This is a genomic window from Alteromonas sp. ABH4_457, from assembly GCF_056160625.1.
Map to the genome: position 1 here is coordinate 88,173 of NZ_JBSWXN010000010.1, position 17,267 is coordinate 105,439.

At 51.7% G+C, this 17,267-nt stretch carries 15 protein-coding genes; 11 read left to right on the forward strand and 4 right to left on the reverse strand.

Translation table 11 applies throughout. The features are described from left to right. Positions 1-18: 18 nt before the first annotated feature. Genes ACXAGR_RS23065 through ACXAGR_RS23075 form a run of 3 tightly spaced genes read right to left on the reverse strand, consistent with a single transcriptional unit; the run spans position 19 to position 2,274 of the window. The gene (locus ACXAGR_RS23065; RefSeq protein ID WP_474852769.1) at positions 19-1,125 is read right to left on the reverse strand and encodes a retropepsin-like aspartic protease family protein; all 1,107 of its coding nucleotides are present in this window, start codon (positions 1,123-1,125) and stop codon (positions 19-21) included. Next, positions 1,122-1,580, reverse strand: a complete 459-nt coding sequence (locus ACXAGR_RS23070) for an acyl-CoA thioesterase (RefSeq protein ID WP_474852771.1) — start codon at positions 1,578-1,580, stop codon at positions 1,122-1,124. The genes ACXAGR_RS23065 and ACXAGR_RS23070 overlap by 4 nt, the downstream gene beginning before the upstream one ends. Further along, positions 1,564-2,274: a DUF8198 family protein gene (locus tag ACXAGR_RS23075; RefSeq protein WP_474852772.1), complete on the reverse strand. Its 711-nt coding sequence runs from the start codon at positions 2,272-2,274 to the stop codon at positions 1,564-1,566. The genes ACXAGR_RS23070 and ACXAGR_RS23075 overlap by 17 nt, the downstream gene beginning before the upstream one ends. Before the next feature lie 141 nt (positions 2,275-2,415). Between ACXAGR_RS23075 and ACXAGR_RS23080 the strand changes: the two genes are divergently transcribed. The 6 genes from ACXAGR_RS23080 (at position 2,416) to ACXAGR_RS23105 (ending at position 6,858) form a co-directional block, all read left to right on the forward strand. Then, positions 2,416-2,982 carry an elongation factor P hydroxylase gene (locus ACXAGR_RS23080; protein WP_474852831.1) on the forward strand — a complete coding sequence of 189 codons (567 nt, stop codon included), beginning with the start codon at positions 2,416-2,418 and terminating at the stop codon, positions 2,980-2,982. After that, positions 2,979-4,106 carry an ATP-NAD kinase family protein gene (locus tag ACXAGR_RS23085; protein WP_474852774.1) on the forward strand — a complete coding sequence of 376 codons (1,128 nt, stop codon included), beginning with the start codon at positions 2,979-2,981 and terminating at the stop codon, positions 4,104-4,106. The genes ACXAGR_RS23080 and ACXAGR_RS23085 overlap by 4 nt, the downstream gene beginning before the upstream one ends. A gap of 9 nt (positions 4,107-4,115) precedes the next feature. Continuing rightward, positions 4,116-4,415 carry a YfcL family protein gene (locus ACXAGR_RS23090; RefSeq protein WP_119501834.1) on the forward strand — a complete coding sequence of 100 codons (300 nt, stop codon included), beginning with the start codon at positions 4,116-4,118 and terminating at the stop codon, positions 4,413-4,415. Between the two features lie 190 nt (positions 4,416-4,605). Next, the gene (locus ACXAGR_RS23095) at positions 4,606-5,229 is read left to right on the forward strand and encodes a FlgO family outer membrane protein (RefSeq protein ID WP_119501833.1); all 624 of its coding nucleotides are present in this window, start codon (positions 4,606-4,608) and stop codon (positions 5,227-5,229) included. Continuing rightward, positions 5,229-5,981, forward strand: coding sequence for a FlgO family outer membrane protein (locus ACXAGR_RS23100; RefSeq protein ID WP_474852777.1), 753 nt, complete (start codon positions 5,229-5,231; stop codon positions 5,979-5,981). The genes ACXAGR_RS23095 and ACXAGR_RS23100 overlap by 1 nt, the downstream gene beginning before the upstream one ends. Before the next feature lie 4 nt (positions 5,982-5,985). Continuing rightward, positions 5,986-6,858 (forward strand): FlgO family outer membrane protein, encoded by an 873-nt coding sequence (locus ACXAGR_RS23105; protein ID WP_474852779.1) that lies wholly within the window; start codon positions 5,986-5,988, stop codon positions 6,856-6,858. Between the two features lie 162 nt (positions 6,859-7,020). On the opposite strand, the gene mnmC is transcribed toward ACXAGR_RS23105, so the two are convergent. After that, positions 7,021-9,009: a bifunctional tRNA (5-methylaminomethyl-2-thiouridine)(34)-methyltransferase MnmC2/FAD-dependent 5-carboxymethylaminomethyl-2-thiouridine(34) oxidoreductase MnmC1 gene (mnmC, locus tag ACXAGR_RS23110; protein WP_474852781.1), complete on the reverse strand. Its 1,989-nt coding sequence runs from the start codon at positions 9,007-9,009 to the stop codon at positions 7,021-7,023. Between the two features lie 270 nt (positions 9,010-9,279). Between mnmC and fabB the strand changes: the two genes are divergently transcribed. The 5 genes from fabB to ACXAGR_RS23135 all read left to right on the forward strand — a co-directional run bounded on the left by fabB (position 9,280) and on the right by ACXAGR_RS23135 (position 17,242). Further along, positions 9,280-10,494 carry a beta-ketoacyl-ACP synthase I gene (fabB, locus tag ACXAGR_RS23115; protein WP_474852782.1) on the forward strand — a complete coding sequence of 405 codons (1,215 nt, stop codon included), beginning with the start codon at positions 9,280-9,282 and terminating at the stop codon, positions 10,492-10,494. A 137-nt stretch (positions 10,495-10,631) separates the two neighbouring features. Further along, positions 10,632-11,783 (forward strand): 4-phosphoerythronate dehydrogenase, encoded by a 1,152-nt coding sequence (locus tag ACXAGR_RS23120; RefSeq protein WP_474852784.1) that lies wholly within the window; start codon positions 10,632-10,634, stop codon positions 11,781-11,783. 32 nt (positions 11,784-11,815) lie between these two features. Continuing rightward, entirely contained in the window at positions 11,816-12,832 is a 1,017-nt protein-coding gene (locus ACXAGR_RS23125; protein WP_474852786.1) for an aspartate-semialdehyde dehydrogenase, read from the forward strand. 205 nt (positions 12,833-13,037) lie between these two features. Next, positions 13,038-13,196 (forward strand): hypothetical protein, encoded by a 159-nt coding sequence (locus tag ACXAGR_RS23130; protein ID WP_161599157.1) that lies wholly within the window; start codon positions 13,038-13,040, stop codon positions 13,194-13,196. A 17-nt stretch (positions 13,197-13,213) separates the two neighbouring features. Then, the gene (locus ACXAGR_RS23135; RefSeq protein ID WP_474852788.1) at positions 13,214-17,242 is read left to right on the forward strand and encodes a FimV/HubP family polar landmark protein; all 4,029 of its coding nucleotides are present in this window, start codon (positions 13,214-13,216) and stop codon (positions 17,240-17,242) included. Positions 17,243-17,267 lie beyond the last annotated feature (25 nt).

Here is a 17,267-nt window from a genome sequence, read left to right on the forward strand (position 1 = left end):
GGTTTTATAAAACCGGGCTTAGTGAATGGGATCCAGCAGCAGCGCATTCCCGGCCTGGTCAATGCGGAAATGAAACCGCTTGAGAATATTCATGCCTAACAGTCCCTCAGTGCCATCAAGCGTACCCGGTGGCAGCACCAGCACCGATACATCCGCCAGTCGCCACGGACCAAACTCTACTTCTTTTAATGTTACCATGCGGGCGTCTACCCGGCCGCCTGCGGTATTGACTGCAAAATTTCCCAGGTCCCGGTAATTTCCCCGTCTGGCTACTTGTCTGAATACCTCCGTCGTCACCGTTGTAACCGATGCACCGGTATCTACCAGCAATCTTGAGTGGCGGCCGTTAAGTGTCAGTGGCGCGAGATAATGATCGCCGGTTTGTTCCAGCGGCATCGTGAATGCGTTACCGGATACCTCACGTTCTTCCTCGGCGGGCGGGATATCTTCACTTTGTGCGTCTGCGGCCTGAGGATACAGTACACGCCGAAGCGCTTCAGCCTGCCGGTCTTCAGATGGCAGCGAAGCCAGTACATTTTCCATCAGCGTAAATTTTTGCTGTCTGCCATACGCCTCTGCCAGTTGCAGGGTATAAAAACGATCTTCCGGCCGGTACTGGTAAAGTGGCTCCACAAAAGCCGCAAGGGTGTCCCAGTCGCCGGCGAGCCGGAGCTTTTCTGCTGCGGTATCTGCCATTTGGGTAATCAATGCGGAGATATCCTGTTCTACCTGCGGCGGAGGGTTTCGCTCAAGAATTTTGTAGTACTGGATGATAGCTTCGCTTAACGGTTCCTCACGTTTTACCCACATTGCTTCCAGCAGTAACAATTCCCAGTTATAGGGTTGATCTCTGAGGGCGGCAGTGAGGGCAGGAAAAAAGCGTGGATCGCCATTATTAAACCAGGCTTGCAGTGTAGCCGCTGAAGGCCTTTCCTCCTGCATGAGATCTGAGACTGAAAGGGGGAAGCTTGTCGGTGCGGGGGCTTGCACAGCAGGGCGAATACTTTCTTCAGTACTGTCTGCCAGCGGGACAACCTGCTGTGTAACGGTTTCCCGGCGGGTTACCAGCAATATGCCGTTAAGGGTGAGAGACAACACAAGGGCAGCCAGCAACCATTTGTTCACGACGTTGTCACCGCTTCAGTATACGTATTTTTAAACAGTGCAGGCATACGCGCAGGGGCACCGGTTTTTAAATTGACGCAAACAAAACGGGTTCTGGCGGCAAACACCGTTTTCCGGCGCACGGGACAAACAAACTGGAAGCGTCGCTCAAGGTTCAGCTTACCGTCGCATTCCACAATCCAGGTGGCACACAATAATGTATCACCTTCGTGACAGGGTAACAGATAGTCCAGTTCGTGACGGTGGATCACCATACCTTTACCGCATGCCCGGTAATCATCGAATGTCAGTCCCAGATGATTTGAATGTGACCAGGCCAGCGACTCCAGCTGTGACAGATAGGCCACATTGTTAAGGTGCTGATAGTGATCTATGTGGGAGTCGTTTATTTGCCATGGTTTAACGAAAGGGGCAGGCAGTGCCCATTCCGGCTGGTAGTCATCGTTCGGGTACATGGGGTACAGGATTGTTTCCAAGGCTAAAATCGTCGGAAAACAGTTGTAACATTAATTGTTGCTCACGGGCAATAACCGGTCCGGTAAAGCGCTCAACATCGCCAAGTTGTCTGAAGGTATCGTATCCCCGCTGCAAAAATTCGTGCAGAGAAAGAAGTCCCGCAAGTTTTGCCGGACGGCGGGATACCGAGATAAGCATACCAATACCCCGTATTTTAATGATTGCGGCCAGTTGTTGTCCCAAGTGCCGGATGATGTCAATTTGCTGTATTCTTGCTGCTTTATCACCCGCTTCACGGTAGGCCAGTGCATAGGTATTGTTGTTAAGCGGCTGGGACTGTAGTGCCTCAACAACCTTTTGATCCAGTTCAAAAGAGAGGGCATTCAGTGCAAGAGCGTCATCCAGCGCCTTCATGGCTTTGTCTGGCAATACTTTTGCCAGTTTCGGGATCACCCGCGCGATATCAGCATCCCGCTGTGAAAAATCTTTCGGTCCGTAGAGCTCTTCAGTGAAAAAGGCCATAGCCTGGCGGTACTGTGGCTGAGCCGCCAGATCTGCGTGAGTCACCAGCAAACGTTCACACTGCCATTGTTGCAGGGCATGGATAGCCGGCAACTGGCCCATCTTTTCTGCCATGTTTTTCAACGCATTCACGCGGTGGATGTGTCTGACAATACCGGACGTGGTGTTCAAATCTGCTCTCCTTATGTTCACATCAACATATCACATTCATCCTCAGATTTGGCGGAATGACCGGCATTTGGTACTATGCGCAACTTCTTTTCAGGCTTGTCAGTGAGTTGGATGCAGCAACAAAATTCAGCCTTAAATACGATGCAACCAAAAATGCAGTTTACCCTGCAGGACGATACCGATCCGCAAGTGGACGAACTCATCCGCCTGTTTGACGCCACCTTCGCTGAAAACTGGAATACCCGTCTTGTGCGCGGCGATGATGAGCCGGTGTATTTGCCCGCGGGGGATGAAGTGCCTTTTCACCGCATCGTTTTTGCCCACGGTTTTTTCTCCAGTGCGTTGCATGAAATTGCGCACTGGTGTATCGCCGGTGATAAACGGCGACTGCTGGAAGATTATGGTTACTGGTATTGTCCTGACGGCCGTGACGCCAGTCAGCAGAAAGCTTTTGAACAGGTTGAAATTAAACCGCAGGCAGTGGAATGGGCTCTGACGCTCAGTGCCGGGCGCCAATTCCGGGTCAGTACGGATAATCTGAACGGGGCAGAGCCTGACCGTGAAGCGTTCACCGCTGCTGTGCATGAGCAACTGGTGCAATATACCCGTACTGGATTTCCACCCCGTGCCGGTATGTTGATGACAGTACTGCAGGCGCATTTTAAAACGGCGCCGGTAACTACAGAACGGGCAGAGGCATTAGCATGAGCGATAAATTTCGTCTGGGCGTGGTGGTTAATCCGTTTGCCGGCATTGGCGGTGCGGTGGCACTCAAAGGCAGCGACGGTGCTGCGGTACGTGAACAGGCGCTGGCGGCCGGAGCGGAACAACTTGCGGGTATTAAAATGACCCGCGCGCTGAATGTACTCAGTTCGCTTGCCGGTCAGATAACTGTGATAACCGCCTCCGCTGAAATGGGTGAAAACAGTGCCCGTGAGGCCGGTCTGACAGCAAAGGTGGTATACACACCCGCACAGGCACAGACTGAAGCTGAAGATACAGAAGCTGCGGTGGAAGCCATACTTGCTGAGGGGATCGACTTACTGTTATTTGCCGGCGGTGACGGCACTGCACGAAATGTGTGTCAGATTGCAGAGCTGCAAACGCCTGTGCTGGGCGTACCGGCCGGGTGTAAAATCCACTCCGGTGTATATGCAGTAACCCCCGTAGCCGCCGGTGAAGTGGTGGCTATGATGGTTCGCGGGGAGCTGGTGAGTGAAGCCCCGGCGGAAGTCCGTGACATTGACGAAGAGGCATTTCGTCAGGGCAAAGTACTGGCAAAGCATTTCGGCGAAATGAGAGTACCGGATTCACTCACCTACGTTCAGGCCGTCAAAGCCGGCGGCAAGGAAAGTGATGAACTGGTTTTGGAAGATATCGCAGCCTTTATCCGTGAAGCCATTGAAGATGAGCCGGACACGTTTTTTGTGATGGGATCGGGTTCCACCGTGGCCGCAATTATGGATTCAATGGGTCTGGATAATACGCTGCTGGGCGTCGACGTCGTGAAAGACGGAGAACTGGTGGCGTCGGATGTGACAGCGGCACAGCTGCTTGAACTTACTGACGGTCAGCCGGTTAAACTGGTCATTACAGTGATTGGTGGTCAGGGGCATATTTTTGGCCGTGGGAACCAGCAACTCTCACCGTCATTTATCCGCCATACAGGGAAGGAAAATGTGCTGATCACCGCTACAAAAACCAAATTACAGTCTCTGGATGGCCGCCCTCTGCGGCTCGATACCGGTGACGCTGAATTAGATACCGCACTTGCCGGCTATTTTCCGGTGATCACCGGATACCGGGACAAAGTGCTGTATCCTGCAAAATAAGGAGACTTTATGGAATTTCCCGCCGCCGCCCCCACTGAATTTATCGGGCAATCCGGACACATCGAAGACGCGCTGGATGGTGTTGTTGATCATGGTAGTGACGATGAACTGTTTATTGCCAGCTACCTGCAAGGTCATTTTGCGGTGATTGCCAGACAACAGGAAATGCAGCCTGATGCGAGCCTGGCCACCCTGGACGAAGCCATGCAGGGCAGTTTACAAGCCGCCTTTGATAATAAAGAACTGGAAGAAGAGGATCAGCGGCTGGTTATGGCGCTCTGGCAACGTCTTCTTGCCAGTGCAAAATAGCGACTCCCTGCTGACAACTTTTCCCTGAAGCGGCAGACTCTTGCCGCTTCACCTCTTTCCCGCCGCCTTAAAACCCGCTTACCGGTTACTGAATTCCCCTCTGCGCCGCCACATCTTTGACGTTCCCACATGGTACGAAAATTGCGAATACCTCAGCAGACAATATATGGCGGGTTAACGGGCCGGAGTAATGAGTACTAAATATCTGAAAAAGACAGTCCCTGCAGCATGGCTGGCAGCAGGCAGTTTGATGCTCGGAGGCTGTGCCGGAGAGAGTCCTTCGGTGGTGATGCAGGAAGAAAATATGGCGTTACCTGCATTAGGCAATATGGAGTACCACACTTACGTACTGGCGAATGAGCTGTTTGCGCAGCTGCGTCCTTCACGTCAGGCGAAATATGCCGTTACCGGTTTTGTGCCGGCAGATACCATGAGCTGGAACAGCAAACAGCAGGACCCGCTGATGATGCTTGGCCATCAACTTGAAGAGGGGTTGATCACTGAAGCCGCAAAACGGGGCTTTACCACTCAAGAGTTTAAGCTCACGGACGATATAATAATGGGAGAGTATGCAGACCGCGTACTCACCCGGGATATCGAACAACTTCCCGGCATCGAACGGGTGGATTTTTATATCACCGGCACCATTGTCCGCCAGCAGGCCGGTGCTATGGTTAACGCCAGAGTGATAAACGCCAGAACAAAAGATGTCGTGGCTGCTGCGACACGTTTCTTTCCTGAAGGCTTGTTCTGGGAAGAAGAAAAGATCACGACCCGGAATGGGCGGCTGTACAGAACTGAGGATAAGGGGTAATGCCAATGACTTTTCAACGCAATATGATTGCCATGGCAGCAATGCTGGTCAGTATTTCAGGTTGCTCTCTGCTCAGCGATGAAGAGACCGCAGAAGCGCAGCCGGGTGCAGCTGAGCCGGTGATGAATGTCATTGATGTGCGTGCTGAAGATCGCGCTGAAGTTGTCGCCGCAGAGCCTGAAGACGAAGCTGACAGTTTCGGTGCTATTGGCCAGCCGCCTCTGTACAGCAGTGTGCAGGGGGCGTATCAGGGTCGTCCTCTGAACCGTCATGTTGGCGATTATGTCAAGAACATGACTCAGGATCTGGTTTCCAACATGGAGTACGTCACCAATAAAACGCCGGTGGCGGTAACCAATTTCGCTATGCTGGACTCTGATCTCCAGCACACCAATTTACTGGGTCATCAGATGGCTGAATCGTTTATGCACGAACTGCATAAATATCGCATTCCGGTAGTGGATTTTAAAGCAACAGATTACATCAGAGTAACAGACAGCGGTGATTTTCTGCTGAGCCGTGACTATCTCGACTTAAACAGCAGCCTGCCCATTGATTACGTTCTCACCGGCACGATGGCGAAGCATCAGGGCGGGGTACTGGTAAACGCGCGTATTCTCGGCATAGAAAGCCGCGCTGTGGTGGCGACAGCCCAGTTACTTATACCGTTTTATGTCGTGGATGCGCTTATTCCCAGCGACAGCAACGGTAAAAGTGGCATCCGGGATGGTGTGAAGCTGACACGGGGTTAAGACGATGACGTTTGCCAAACCTTCAGTTCCGGCTATCACAGTAATATCAGGCCGTTTACTGGCTGTTATGCTGGTAGCCGGGCTCTCCGCCTGTACCACCATTGATGAACACTACCATGCTTACATGGATGGTGAGGGTGATGCTCACACGCAGCCTGCGCAACCGTCGGGTGACAGTGCGGCTTCATCTTCAACGTCAGAAGCGACTTCCTATCCGCAGGCTGATGTAGTGACACATGCTGCACCAGAGGTCATTGCATCTGAGAGCAAGGCACCGGTGGACATGGCAGCGGTGCCGGAGACAGCACAATGGCAATACCGGCCTGATTCCCGTGACCGTAACCTAAAGGCCAGTAAACAGACAGGGCCGGTAGCGGTTGAGTGGCACGATCCTCTTGTAACCGGCTATCAGCCGGACAGAACACACAAAGCGCTGGCTGACTATGCATCTCAACTGGCGATGCAACTGATGGACTCTGCGACAGAGCTTAGCAGCAACGATTTAATCGGTGTGGCAAGCTTCGTAAGACTCAACCGGACGCTGCAGGAAACCACAGTGATGGGAAATCAGCTGGCTGAACTGCTCATCGCAGAATTGCAGAGTTTTGGTGTGGGTATTGTCGATTTTAAAATGGCTGATGCGTTGACAGTCACGCCTTTTGGCGATCTGGCCATGACACGGACCGGCGAAATACAGAGCCGCTCAATGCAGATGGATCATATTCTCACCGGTACCCTTATCGAAGAGCCCAGAGGCGTGCGGGTCAATGCACGTATTGTGTCCGTTGATAAGCATCAGGTTGTCGCCAGTACCAGTCTGCTTATTCCGTCTTTTATGGTTACTGCGCTGAACAGCGGCAGCCAAACCGGAAAATAGTCATCTTTTAGTATGAGATTTCCCGCCGGCCACCGATAAATACTTTCCTATCGGGGCAGGCTGGATTATTATTCATACTGGCGTTTGAATGCCACATTCAAATTGCCGCTCTGCGCCGGCATGGTGTTATGACTCAACCATCTCCATAGCACTCTGCCCGGCTCAGGGCGCCACTCCTCTGATTGAATTTCTGATAGCAAACCTTTGCGGTGCGGTTGCCTGAAGTAAAGACTCCGGTGCCGGCAGCGGTGTATGGGTTAACTGGCCTGTCAAAATTTGCGCCATTAACGGCGCCGTAGTTAACCCTCTTGAGCCGAGTCCGGTTAAAGTGAACAGTCTGCCGGCAGGCGGCTGTGTCTGGCTGCTGAGTGGCTTTCCGGTGCTCAGGGCGCGGTATTGTTCGTACAACGCGTCATTACTCAACAGTTGTCCGCTGGCGGGCTGGTGATCCGGCAATGTCAGACGGATTGCTGCTCTGGCTTGTCCGTCGTGTTGAAGCTGCGCTACCCAGCTGTCTGCCCCCATTGCTTTTTTATGTGTCGCCAGATTTGTCTGTGTGTCGCTTTCACGCACATCACACCGGGTATCATCTTTTCCATAGGTAGACCCCAGAGCATGGCGGTTGTCCATTTGTGGTGTCATGTAGCCTTTATGACAAAGTACGGTTCGCAATGCACTGACTAAAGGCTGGCCGGGAATAGCTTCTACCTGGCCCCGCACGGGACGAAGTGGCAATGCCGTCATCTGCGGAATATGGATACTGTCAGCACCGGTGGCAATGACCGCGTAATCAAAGTGCTGTTCTTTTCCGTTAACACAAAGGGTGACGCCATCTTCCTGTTCAGTAACAGCAGTGACCGTTGCGCCGGTTTGAACCCGGATATTTTCGTCGCAGCCGCCAATTAACGCACTGACCAGTTCCGGCGGGCAAACCCAGCCACCCAACGGTATGTGCAGTCCGCCGGCGGGCAACGGAACACCGGCAAAATCACTGGCATCCTGCTGAGATATGGCGCATACAAGCGCTTCTGGCCAGACTTCGCTGTCCAGCAATTTAGCCTGCCGCTCACCTACCGTTTCGCTGAAATTAAGTTGCAGTACGCCACACCATTCATGTGTGAACGGTTCCGGTAACTGCCGGTACACCCGGCTGGCGTATAAAAAACCGTGAGCCTGAATTTGACTGGCAATACTCGCCTCACTGTGAAGCTGCGGATAAAAACCACCCTGAGGATTACCCGATGCGCCCTGAGCAAGGGTTTCATCTGCACACAAGACAGTGGCAGATATCCCTGTACGGCTCAGGCTCCGGGCCAGAGTTGCTGCTGCCAGTCCGCCGCCGATAATTGCCAGGCGGTGGTTTGCCGTGACTGCTTCGTTATTAAAACGGGAGTAAGGCGGTGCAGCCGGAGCAGAGTGCTGGCCATCAAAATATCCGCCCAGCATGTCGCGCTTGCGGCCAAAACCTTTACGTTTTTCAACAACAAAACCGGCGTCTCTCAGGCCCCGTTTCACAATCCCTGCTGCGGTAAACGTGCCGAAGGTCGCGCCTTGTCTGGACACTCTGGCCATTTGTGAAAACAAAGCCTCCGTCCACATGTCCGGGTTTTTACCGGGCGCAAAACCGTCCAGAAACCAGGCATCAATCAACCCGCGGGGCGGTACGTGCCATTGGGGCAGCAATTCATGCACATCGCCAATCCATAAATCCAGCGTGGTGTGAAATTCATCGAAGTGAAGTCTGTGGCAACCCTGAATGGATAGGGGATAGTTATTCAACAGCGCCTTTGCTGCCCCCTCTAATACCGGAAATGCGGTCAGTGCGCGGGCCAGATCGTCTCTGGCCATGGGGAATTTTTCTGTTGAGAGGATAAAAAGTTGTTTCAGCGGGTGCTCAGGATGCTCCGTTCTGAACGCAGCGAAGGCCTGCATCGCCACCAGGCAATTCAGGCCGGTGCCAAAGCCGGTTTCAGCAATAACAAAGTCGCGGCGGGTATGTGCCAGCCAGCGCGCCGGAATATCGTTACCGGCAATAAACACATGATGGGTTTCATCAATGCCACTGTCGTTGGAAAAATAGACGTCATCGAAGTCGTCAGCAACCGGAGTGCCGCTGTCATTAAAATAAACTTGCGCAGTGCGGGATTTCACGTTTTGATATTCTGCAAGACAAACATTGGGTGATCATACCTTGCATGATACATTGAGCAAAGCAAACACGCGGGGTTGAAGCCTGTTTTCTCTGTGTTGATGAAAAGCTGAACGTTTTCGGCTTTTGGTAATCATAGCAGGGGCAGATAAGACACAAATGACGGGGCAGGGTACGTGTAAACGGTATGGGAAAAACGTTAAGTAAAAAGAGCAGACCAGTTTACGGATGAAAATCGTTACCATATGCCCCATCAAAATAAAGGGTTAGTTATGAGAAGAGCAGTTATTACCGGCTTGGGCATCGTGTCCAGCATTGGTGTAAATCAGGACGAAGTGCTGGCTTCATTGAAAGCAGGCAAATCAGGTATCACTTTTTCAGAGCAATTCGCTGAAATGGGTCTGCGCAGCCAGGTATGGGGTAACGTGGACATTGATTTATCAGAGCACATCGACCGTAAAGTTATGCGCTTTATGGGTGATGCCGCTGCTTATGCTTATGTGGCAATGCAACAGGCAATCGCTGATTCCGGTTTGGAAGAAAAAGATATTTCAAATGAACGCACTGGTATTATCGCCGGCTCCGGCGGTGCGTCATCATTAAATCAGGTTGCTTCAGCAGACATTCTTCGTGAGAAGGGCGTAAAACGTATGGGTCCTTACATGGTTCCCCGTTGTATGGCCTCTACAGTTTCAGCCTGTCTGGCAACACCGTTTAAAATTAAAGGTGTGAACTATTCTATCGCTTCAGCGTGTGCGACCAGTGCTCACTGTATTGGTAATGCCCTGGAACTGATCCAGCTGGGTAAACAGGATGTGGTATTCGCCGGTGGCGGTGAAGAACTGCACTGGTCACTGTCCAGCCAGTTTGATGCCATGGGAGCGTTGTCGTCGAAATACAATGACAACCCGTCTGTTGCTTCCCGTACTTATGATGCTAACCGCGATGGTTTCGTCAGCTCCGCTGGTGGCGGTATGGTTGTTGTAGAAGAGCTGGAACATGCTCTGGCCCGTGGTGCAACCATCTACGGTGAAGTGGTCGGTTACGGCGCCACGTCAGACGGCTACGACATGGTCGCGCCTTCCGGTGAAGGTGCGGTACGTTGTATGAAGATGGCGATGCAGAATGTTAATGCACCTATCGATTATCTGAACACTCACGGTACATCTACGCCGGTGGGTGATGTGAAAGAACTGGCTGCTATTCAGGAAGTCTTCGGTCAGTCCGGTGTGCCAATCAGTGCAACCAAGTCTCTGACTGGTCATGCTCTGGGTGCTGCCGGTGTGAATGAAGCGATTTACAGCTTGCTGATGATGAAGAACAACTTCATCGCGCCGTCTATCAACATTGATACGCTGGACGATGCAGCGGCGGGCCTGGACATTGTGACAGCCACCCGTGAAGCAACCCTGAATACCATTATGTCTAACAGCTTTGGTTTCGGCGGTACAAACGCTACGCTGGTTATGCAGCGTTACAACGGATAAGCAATCAGTCAGAAGACTGTTTATATCACTATAAATGATAAACGCCCGCACCGGTTAACCGCTGCGGGCGTTTCGTTTTGTGAATTACGTTACGTTCCAGTATTATACCGGCCTTAGCAAGTCTGACAGTGTTTGATATGACCCGCATTTTGTTCGAAGAAAGTATCCCTCAGGGAATGGCCTATTTTTCAGCGCTCGGCGATGCTTCACCGTTTCATGGTCCATCGCTGGATGCAAAAGCGCTTTTTGGTACTGACTATCTGGCGGTCAGATCCACCACCAAAGTGAACGAAGCGCTGCTGTCCGGTGCCGGGCAGTTAAAGCTGGTAACTACGGCGACGGCGGGCACAAATCATCTGGATAAAACCGCCCTTGAACAGGCGGGGGTGCCATGGCGCTCTGCCGGTGGATGCAATGCAGTAGCCGTTGCCGAGTATGTGGTGAGTGTACTGATGAACGCTCACCGTCAGGGCAAGCTGGATTTAAGCCGTATTACTGTTGGCGTAGTCGGCGCCGGACATGTAGGCAGTGCTCTGGCAGAAAGACTGCATGCACTTAACATTGCCCATGTACTGTGCGATCCGCCTCTTGAGGCCGCCGGTGACAACCGGCATTTTACCGGTATGGACACCATCATGACCTGTGATGTCATTACCCTGCATGTGCCTTTTGTCAAAGACGGACCTCATCCCACCGTTGATTTGCTTAATGCAGAACGTATAAGCGGTTTGCGGGCAGGGCAGTTACTGATTAACGCCTGTCGCGGTGAAGTCATTGATGAACCGGCGTTGCTGACACGTTTACAACAACCTGAGGCACCGCTGGTGGTCCTCGATGTGTTTCGCAATGAACCTGAGATCAATCAGGCATTGTTGCCGTATTTGTGGTTTGCCACGCCTCACATTGCCGGTCACTCCGTTGAAGGTAAGCTGCGGGGAACGCAAATGGCATATGAACATGTGTGTGAAGCCATGGGGGTAACACCTGAACTCACAATGGAAGATTTTCTAACCGCGCCGGAAGCCCGTCATTTTGACGTGCCGGATGCCACAGCCGAAGCGCTGGACTGGGATACGTTGTCTGACCTGATCTTGTCTGTATACGACGTCAACAAAGACGACGGGCTGTTTCGCCGTGATACCGGTAAAGAAGGGTTTCTTAATTTACGTAAGCATTATCCTGCCAGAAGGGAATGCAGTGCCGGTTTTCTGCGACTTGCAGCACCGGTTTCAGAAGGCATAACAGAGCAACTGAGTGGCCTGGGTTTTCAATTTAATTTTGTGCGCTGAAACTTTCAGCGTACCGACAGGAGAAAAGAATAATGTCACAAGTTTTTGATGTGGCGGTACTGGGCGCAACAGGCCTGGTCGGACAAACCATGATTGAGTTGCTCGAAGAGCGTAAATTTCCGGTAGGAACCCTGTATCCGCTGGCCAGTGAACGTTCTGCCGGTACAACCATTAACTTCAAAGGCAAAGAAATTGAAGTACTGAATGCCGATGATTTTGACTGGACGCTGGTACAGTTTGGTTTCTTCTCTGCAGGCGGCGATATTTCTGCCCGTATTGCTCCGGTTGCGGCAGATGCCGGTTGTATCGTTATCGATAATACCTCACATTTCCGGTACGAGCCGGATGTACCGCTGGTTGTGCCTGAAGTGAACCCCCATGCGTTGGCAGACTTCCGCAACCGGAATATTATTGCCAATCCGAATTGCTCAACCATTCAGATGATGGTGGCCCTGAAGCCCATCCATGAAATCGCCGGCATTGAACGTATTAATGTGTGCACTTACCAGTCTGTTTCCGGTGGCGGAAAAAGTGCAATGGAAGAGCTGGCACTGCAAACCGCCAACCTGCTGAACACACGGCCGGTTACGCCGGAAGCATTCAGCCGTCAGATTGCTTTTAATGCCATCCCGCAAATCGACGCCTTCATGGACAACGATTACACCAAAGAAGAAATGAAAATGGTGTGGGAAACGCAAAAAATCCTCGGTGACGACAGTGTGCTGGTGAATGCTACTGCTGTGCGCGTGCCGGTTTTTTACGGTCACGGTGAAGCCATCCATCTGGAAACCCGCATGCCGGTGGATGCCCTGCAAGTGAAAGGGTTGCTGGCACAGGCGCCCGGCGTGAAGGTGTACGAAGAAAGAGAAGCGTTCCCCACTCAGGTGAGCAGTGCAAGTGGCAATGACTGGGTGCACGTGGGCCGCATCCGTGATGATATTTCTCATCCCAACGGCCTGAATATGTGGGTGGTGTCTGATAACGTACGTAAAGGGGCGGCAACGAACAGCATTCAGATTGCTGAAACCCTGATTAAAGACTATCTGTAAACACCCGGCGCAGAGGTAAACTTCTGCGCCTTTGTGCCGATAAAACAATGAAAAGGCTGTTTTACAGACTGTCATCGGCAGAAGAAAACGGCCTTTTTCTAGATAGTTACCGTTAACTGGTTTATAGTTTTGGTAAGTAACCTGTGCGGGCTTGTCATCATGGATTAAAGCTTGCATAACCCCGTGAAACCACAGGTTTTATTCTGTGAGTGACGGTTTTCTGACTCGCCGGAAGCAATCCGGCACGCCCGGAGCATCAGGCTCCGGCATTATAAGAATAACAGGCAGCGGTGTGCCGGCTTGTCCGTGTACTGGCTACACCACATGGCCTGGCCACCATGACACCGTCATGGTAGACGCTTGAGGGCATATAGGAACGCTATGAAATCGCATGTTACGGGCTTGCTTATTTTTTTATTGCTGCTGACGGCAATCCCTGATTCCGGTGAGGCTCAGGAACGGGAAACTGCCATCCGCGGGCCGAAAGGTGCCACCAGTCAGTTCTCCGGCAATGTTTATGGTCCTATAGACGACAACGATACCCTCTGGCGTATAGCCGACCGCTACCGTCAAAATAAGAACCTTTCTGTCTACCAGGTGATGGTAGCTATTTATGAACTGAACCCTGATTCTTTTGAGCAGCAAAACCTTAATTTACTGGTTGACGGCGCTGTTCTGAAACTGCCGTCTGAGCGTTATGTTGCCCGCATTGATCCTGTGAGAGCGAAACAACGTGCCGAGCAGGATGATGACAGCTTTGCCCGTATGGAAAGCAAGCCCGGCAGCAGCCTGAATAATCTTAAACCGCCGGTGCCGCTGGTAAACCAGCAGGATCTCAGTTCTACCCGCTCCGCAATTGAAGACAAAATTACCCGTCTGGACAGTCAGCAAACTCAGCAATTTGATGAATTACGGCAGCAATTTGCTGCCTCGCTGGAAAACGTGCAGGCCATTCTGGATGAAAACCGCAAACTATATACCCGTGTTGAACAGGTTAACGATGATTTAGCGTCTCTGCGTACCCAGGTGGAAGGGGACGTGCAGAATCAGATGGACGAGCAAACTGCGTTACAAAAGCAGTTATTGCAAATGATGCAGCAGGAACAGGCGGAGCGTCAGGCTGAAAAAGACGCGTCGTTTATGAATACACTGATGCAACCCATGAGCCTCATCATCGGCTCGGGTATCCTCACGTTATTACTGGTGGGCGGACTGGTTGCCTGGTTCCTCAAACGGGGTAAGAAAGAAGAAGATGATCCCATGCAGCCTGTGGCGCAGGTCTCTACCGCCGACACCGCACCGGTTGTTGCTGCCGCCCCGGCAGCGATTGTGCCTGAGCTGGATGACACGCCGGAATTGTCAGATGACGAACTCTTTAACGATGATGAATTGTTAGATGATGTGTTATCCAACGAACTGGAAGAATCACTGGACGATGATCTCGAAAGCTTCGCTGACCTTGATGATGACATGCTGGTGCCGGATGACGATTTTGCTTTCGAAGACGGTGATTCCGAGTTAGGTCAGGATGAACTGGACAGTTTGTTCGATGATGAGCCGTTATCTGATGATTCACTGGTGCCTGATGTGGACGATCTGGACGGCATTGATCTGTCCGGTGATGACGATGACAGTGCAGACGCTTCCACAGAGGAAGCACCTGCGGAGCCGGCTGCTGAAATGGTTGCTGACGATGACATTGATGCGCTGCTGGCACAAAACTCTGTTGACAATAATGCGGCAGAAGAAAGTAGTGCAGAAACAGATGCTGCTGACAGCGCAGCAGACGTTGATGATTTTGATATCGATGCATTGCTGGATGCAAATTCAGGCACAGCTGAAGAGCCTGCAACAGAAGAGGAAAATGACGGGGATATCGACCCGGACGACATTCTGGCTGAATTTGAAGCGCCGTCAGCGGACGAAGAAGACAAGCCGGAAATTGATATCGACGATTTGCTCGACGAACATCAGCCTGATTCTGTCATGGGCAGTGATAACGGCGAAGTTGATGACGACATGCTGGGCAAAATTGACCGTGAAATCAATGATCAGAATCAGGAGCTGGACCGTCTCACAGACAACATCATTACGGAAATGGACCAACTCGACCAGATGGCGGATATGCTGGGCGACGATGAGGATGAAGAAGACGAGATCACTACAGAATCAGCGCCTTCACCTCAGGCTATTCAGGATCTTGACGCATTCAGCGAAGACCTGGACGAAATTGACGTTGAGGATATGGAGAATGCCGGCGAGTTTACTGACCCGCTTTCTGATGACCTCATCGCAGAGCTCCAGGGCGAACAGGACAGTGACGAGGATGACACCGGCGTTGACGATGCAAACGACGCACTTGCCGATGAACTGCTGGCTGAGCTTGAAGCTGAAGATGATGAAGTAGATACCTTATCAGATGAATTACTGGCCGAACTGGAAGCCGAAGAATTATCCGGTGAGCAAGATGCGCTTGCTGATGAGACATTATTGCAGGAAGACTCCGAAGACAGTGAATTTGAGGCAGATATTGATGACGACCTGACCAATGACCTGCTGGCAGAACTGGAGTCTGAGGGCGAAACAGAGGACCCTGCAGAAGATATCACAGCAGAAGGTGACGTAGCTGAAGATGACTTGGCAGAAGAGAGCCTGACAGATGAAAGTGCGGAAGAGCAAAACCTTCCAGAAGAAGCCGTTGAGAACGAAGACACAACCGTTGAAGACGACGTCGCTGATGAGGCTGAGCCGGAAAGCGAACTGACTTCAGACGTTGAAACAAACGATTCTGATACGCTGCCGGAGTTGGATGAACCTTTTGGAGAAGAGACTGCAGATTCGGAAGAGCTGCCTGTTGATGAAGAATTCGCAGAAGCAGCCGTTACCGGAGAAGACGGGTCTGCACCGGAAGAAAATCTACCGGATGCTGAAGAACATTCTGCATCCGGTGAATTTACCGGTGATGAACTAGCCGCTGAAGAAGCACCTTCACAGGACGATGAGTTGCCAGACAACGAAGATTCTGTTGAAGATGTAACTTTATCTGATGATGAAATCTCAGAAGAGCCGGAACCTGCTGAAGAAGAGAATTCTTTATCGTCAGATGCTGACGCACTTATTGCTGAAATTGAAAATGCGCAATATGAGCAGGAAGCAGAAGCTGAAATCGATAACGACGATGAGGCAGAACCTCAGCCTTCAGAAGATGACCTAGAAGAAGAGCCTGCTTTTGAGTCCACTGAAGCAGGTCAGGAAGATGCACAGGCAGAGAAATATCAGCCTGAAGAAGTTGATGCATTAGCTGACGAATTACTTGCCGAACTGGAAGGCACTGACGACGATGTGTCTGCAGAAGCAGAAGCAGAAGCAGAAGCAGAAGCAGAAGCAGAAGCAGAAGCAGAAGCAGAAGCAGAAGCAGAAGCAGAAGCAGAAGCAGAAGCAGAGTCCACGCCTGCGGATGTAGAAGAATTACTTGCCGGCATCGACGATGACGATAGCCTTGTGCCAGAGCCAGAGCCAGAGCCAGAGCCAGAGCCAGAGCCAGAGCCAGAGCCAGAGCCAGAGCCAGAGCCAGAGCCAGAGCCAGAGCCAGAGCCGGAGCCGGAAGAGTCGAATGACGGCAGTGCACTTGATGAGGCACTGGCAGAGTTCGACCGGCAGATGATGGACGATATTCCTTCTTTCGCCAGTATGGACACGCCTGCGTCTTCTGAGCGTTCAGCTCCGGAGGAACCTGCCGGTGACACAGACGACAGTATCGATGACTTCAGCCTCGAGCAGGAGCAGGACGGTGAACTGCCACAAAAACCTGTGTCAGAAGAATACAATGAATTGTCTGACTTGCCGGGTCTGGATGACTGGCTGTCACAGGATCACAGTGAAGATCACAAGTTACTGGATGAGCTTGAACAAGCTGATTTTGATGACCTGCTGGGTGGACTGGGCGATGACGAAGAAGCACAGGCCGGCACTTCGCCGATAGCTCCGGACACAGCCGCAGACAGTGAACCGGCACCTCAGGAAAAGCCGGACATGTCGCTGGGCAACCCGGATCTTGACCTTGAAGCGTTGTTGTCTGATCCGCAACAAAGCATCGACGATGACACCGAAGAAAATGACTTTCTTGATGTGGAAACCCTCATCAATGACAGTGATGACGACAGTGCCATTGATGATGATGCCCCGCTGGACCTGGATGTCAGCCTGTCTGACTTCTCCGGGATTGGCGAAGATGATGATGTTATCGATATCGACAAGGATGCCGGTCAGAGTGCAAATCTTGACCTCGCCCGTGTTTATGTCGAAATGGATGACTTTACCGCTGCCAGAGAACTGTTGAACGAAGTCCTTGAAAAGGGTAGCGAAGATCAGATTGAAGAAGCCAAAACAATCCTCGCCGGTTTAAGTTAGTGTCTGCGCGCTAACGCTTGCATCT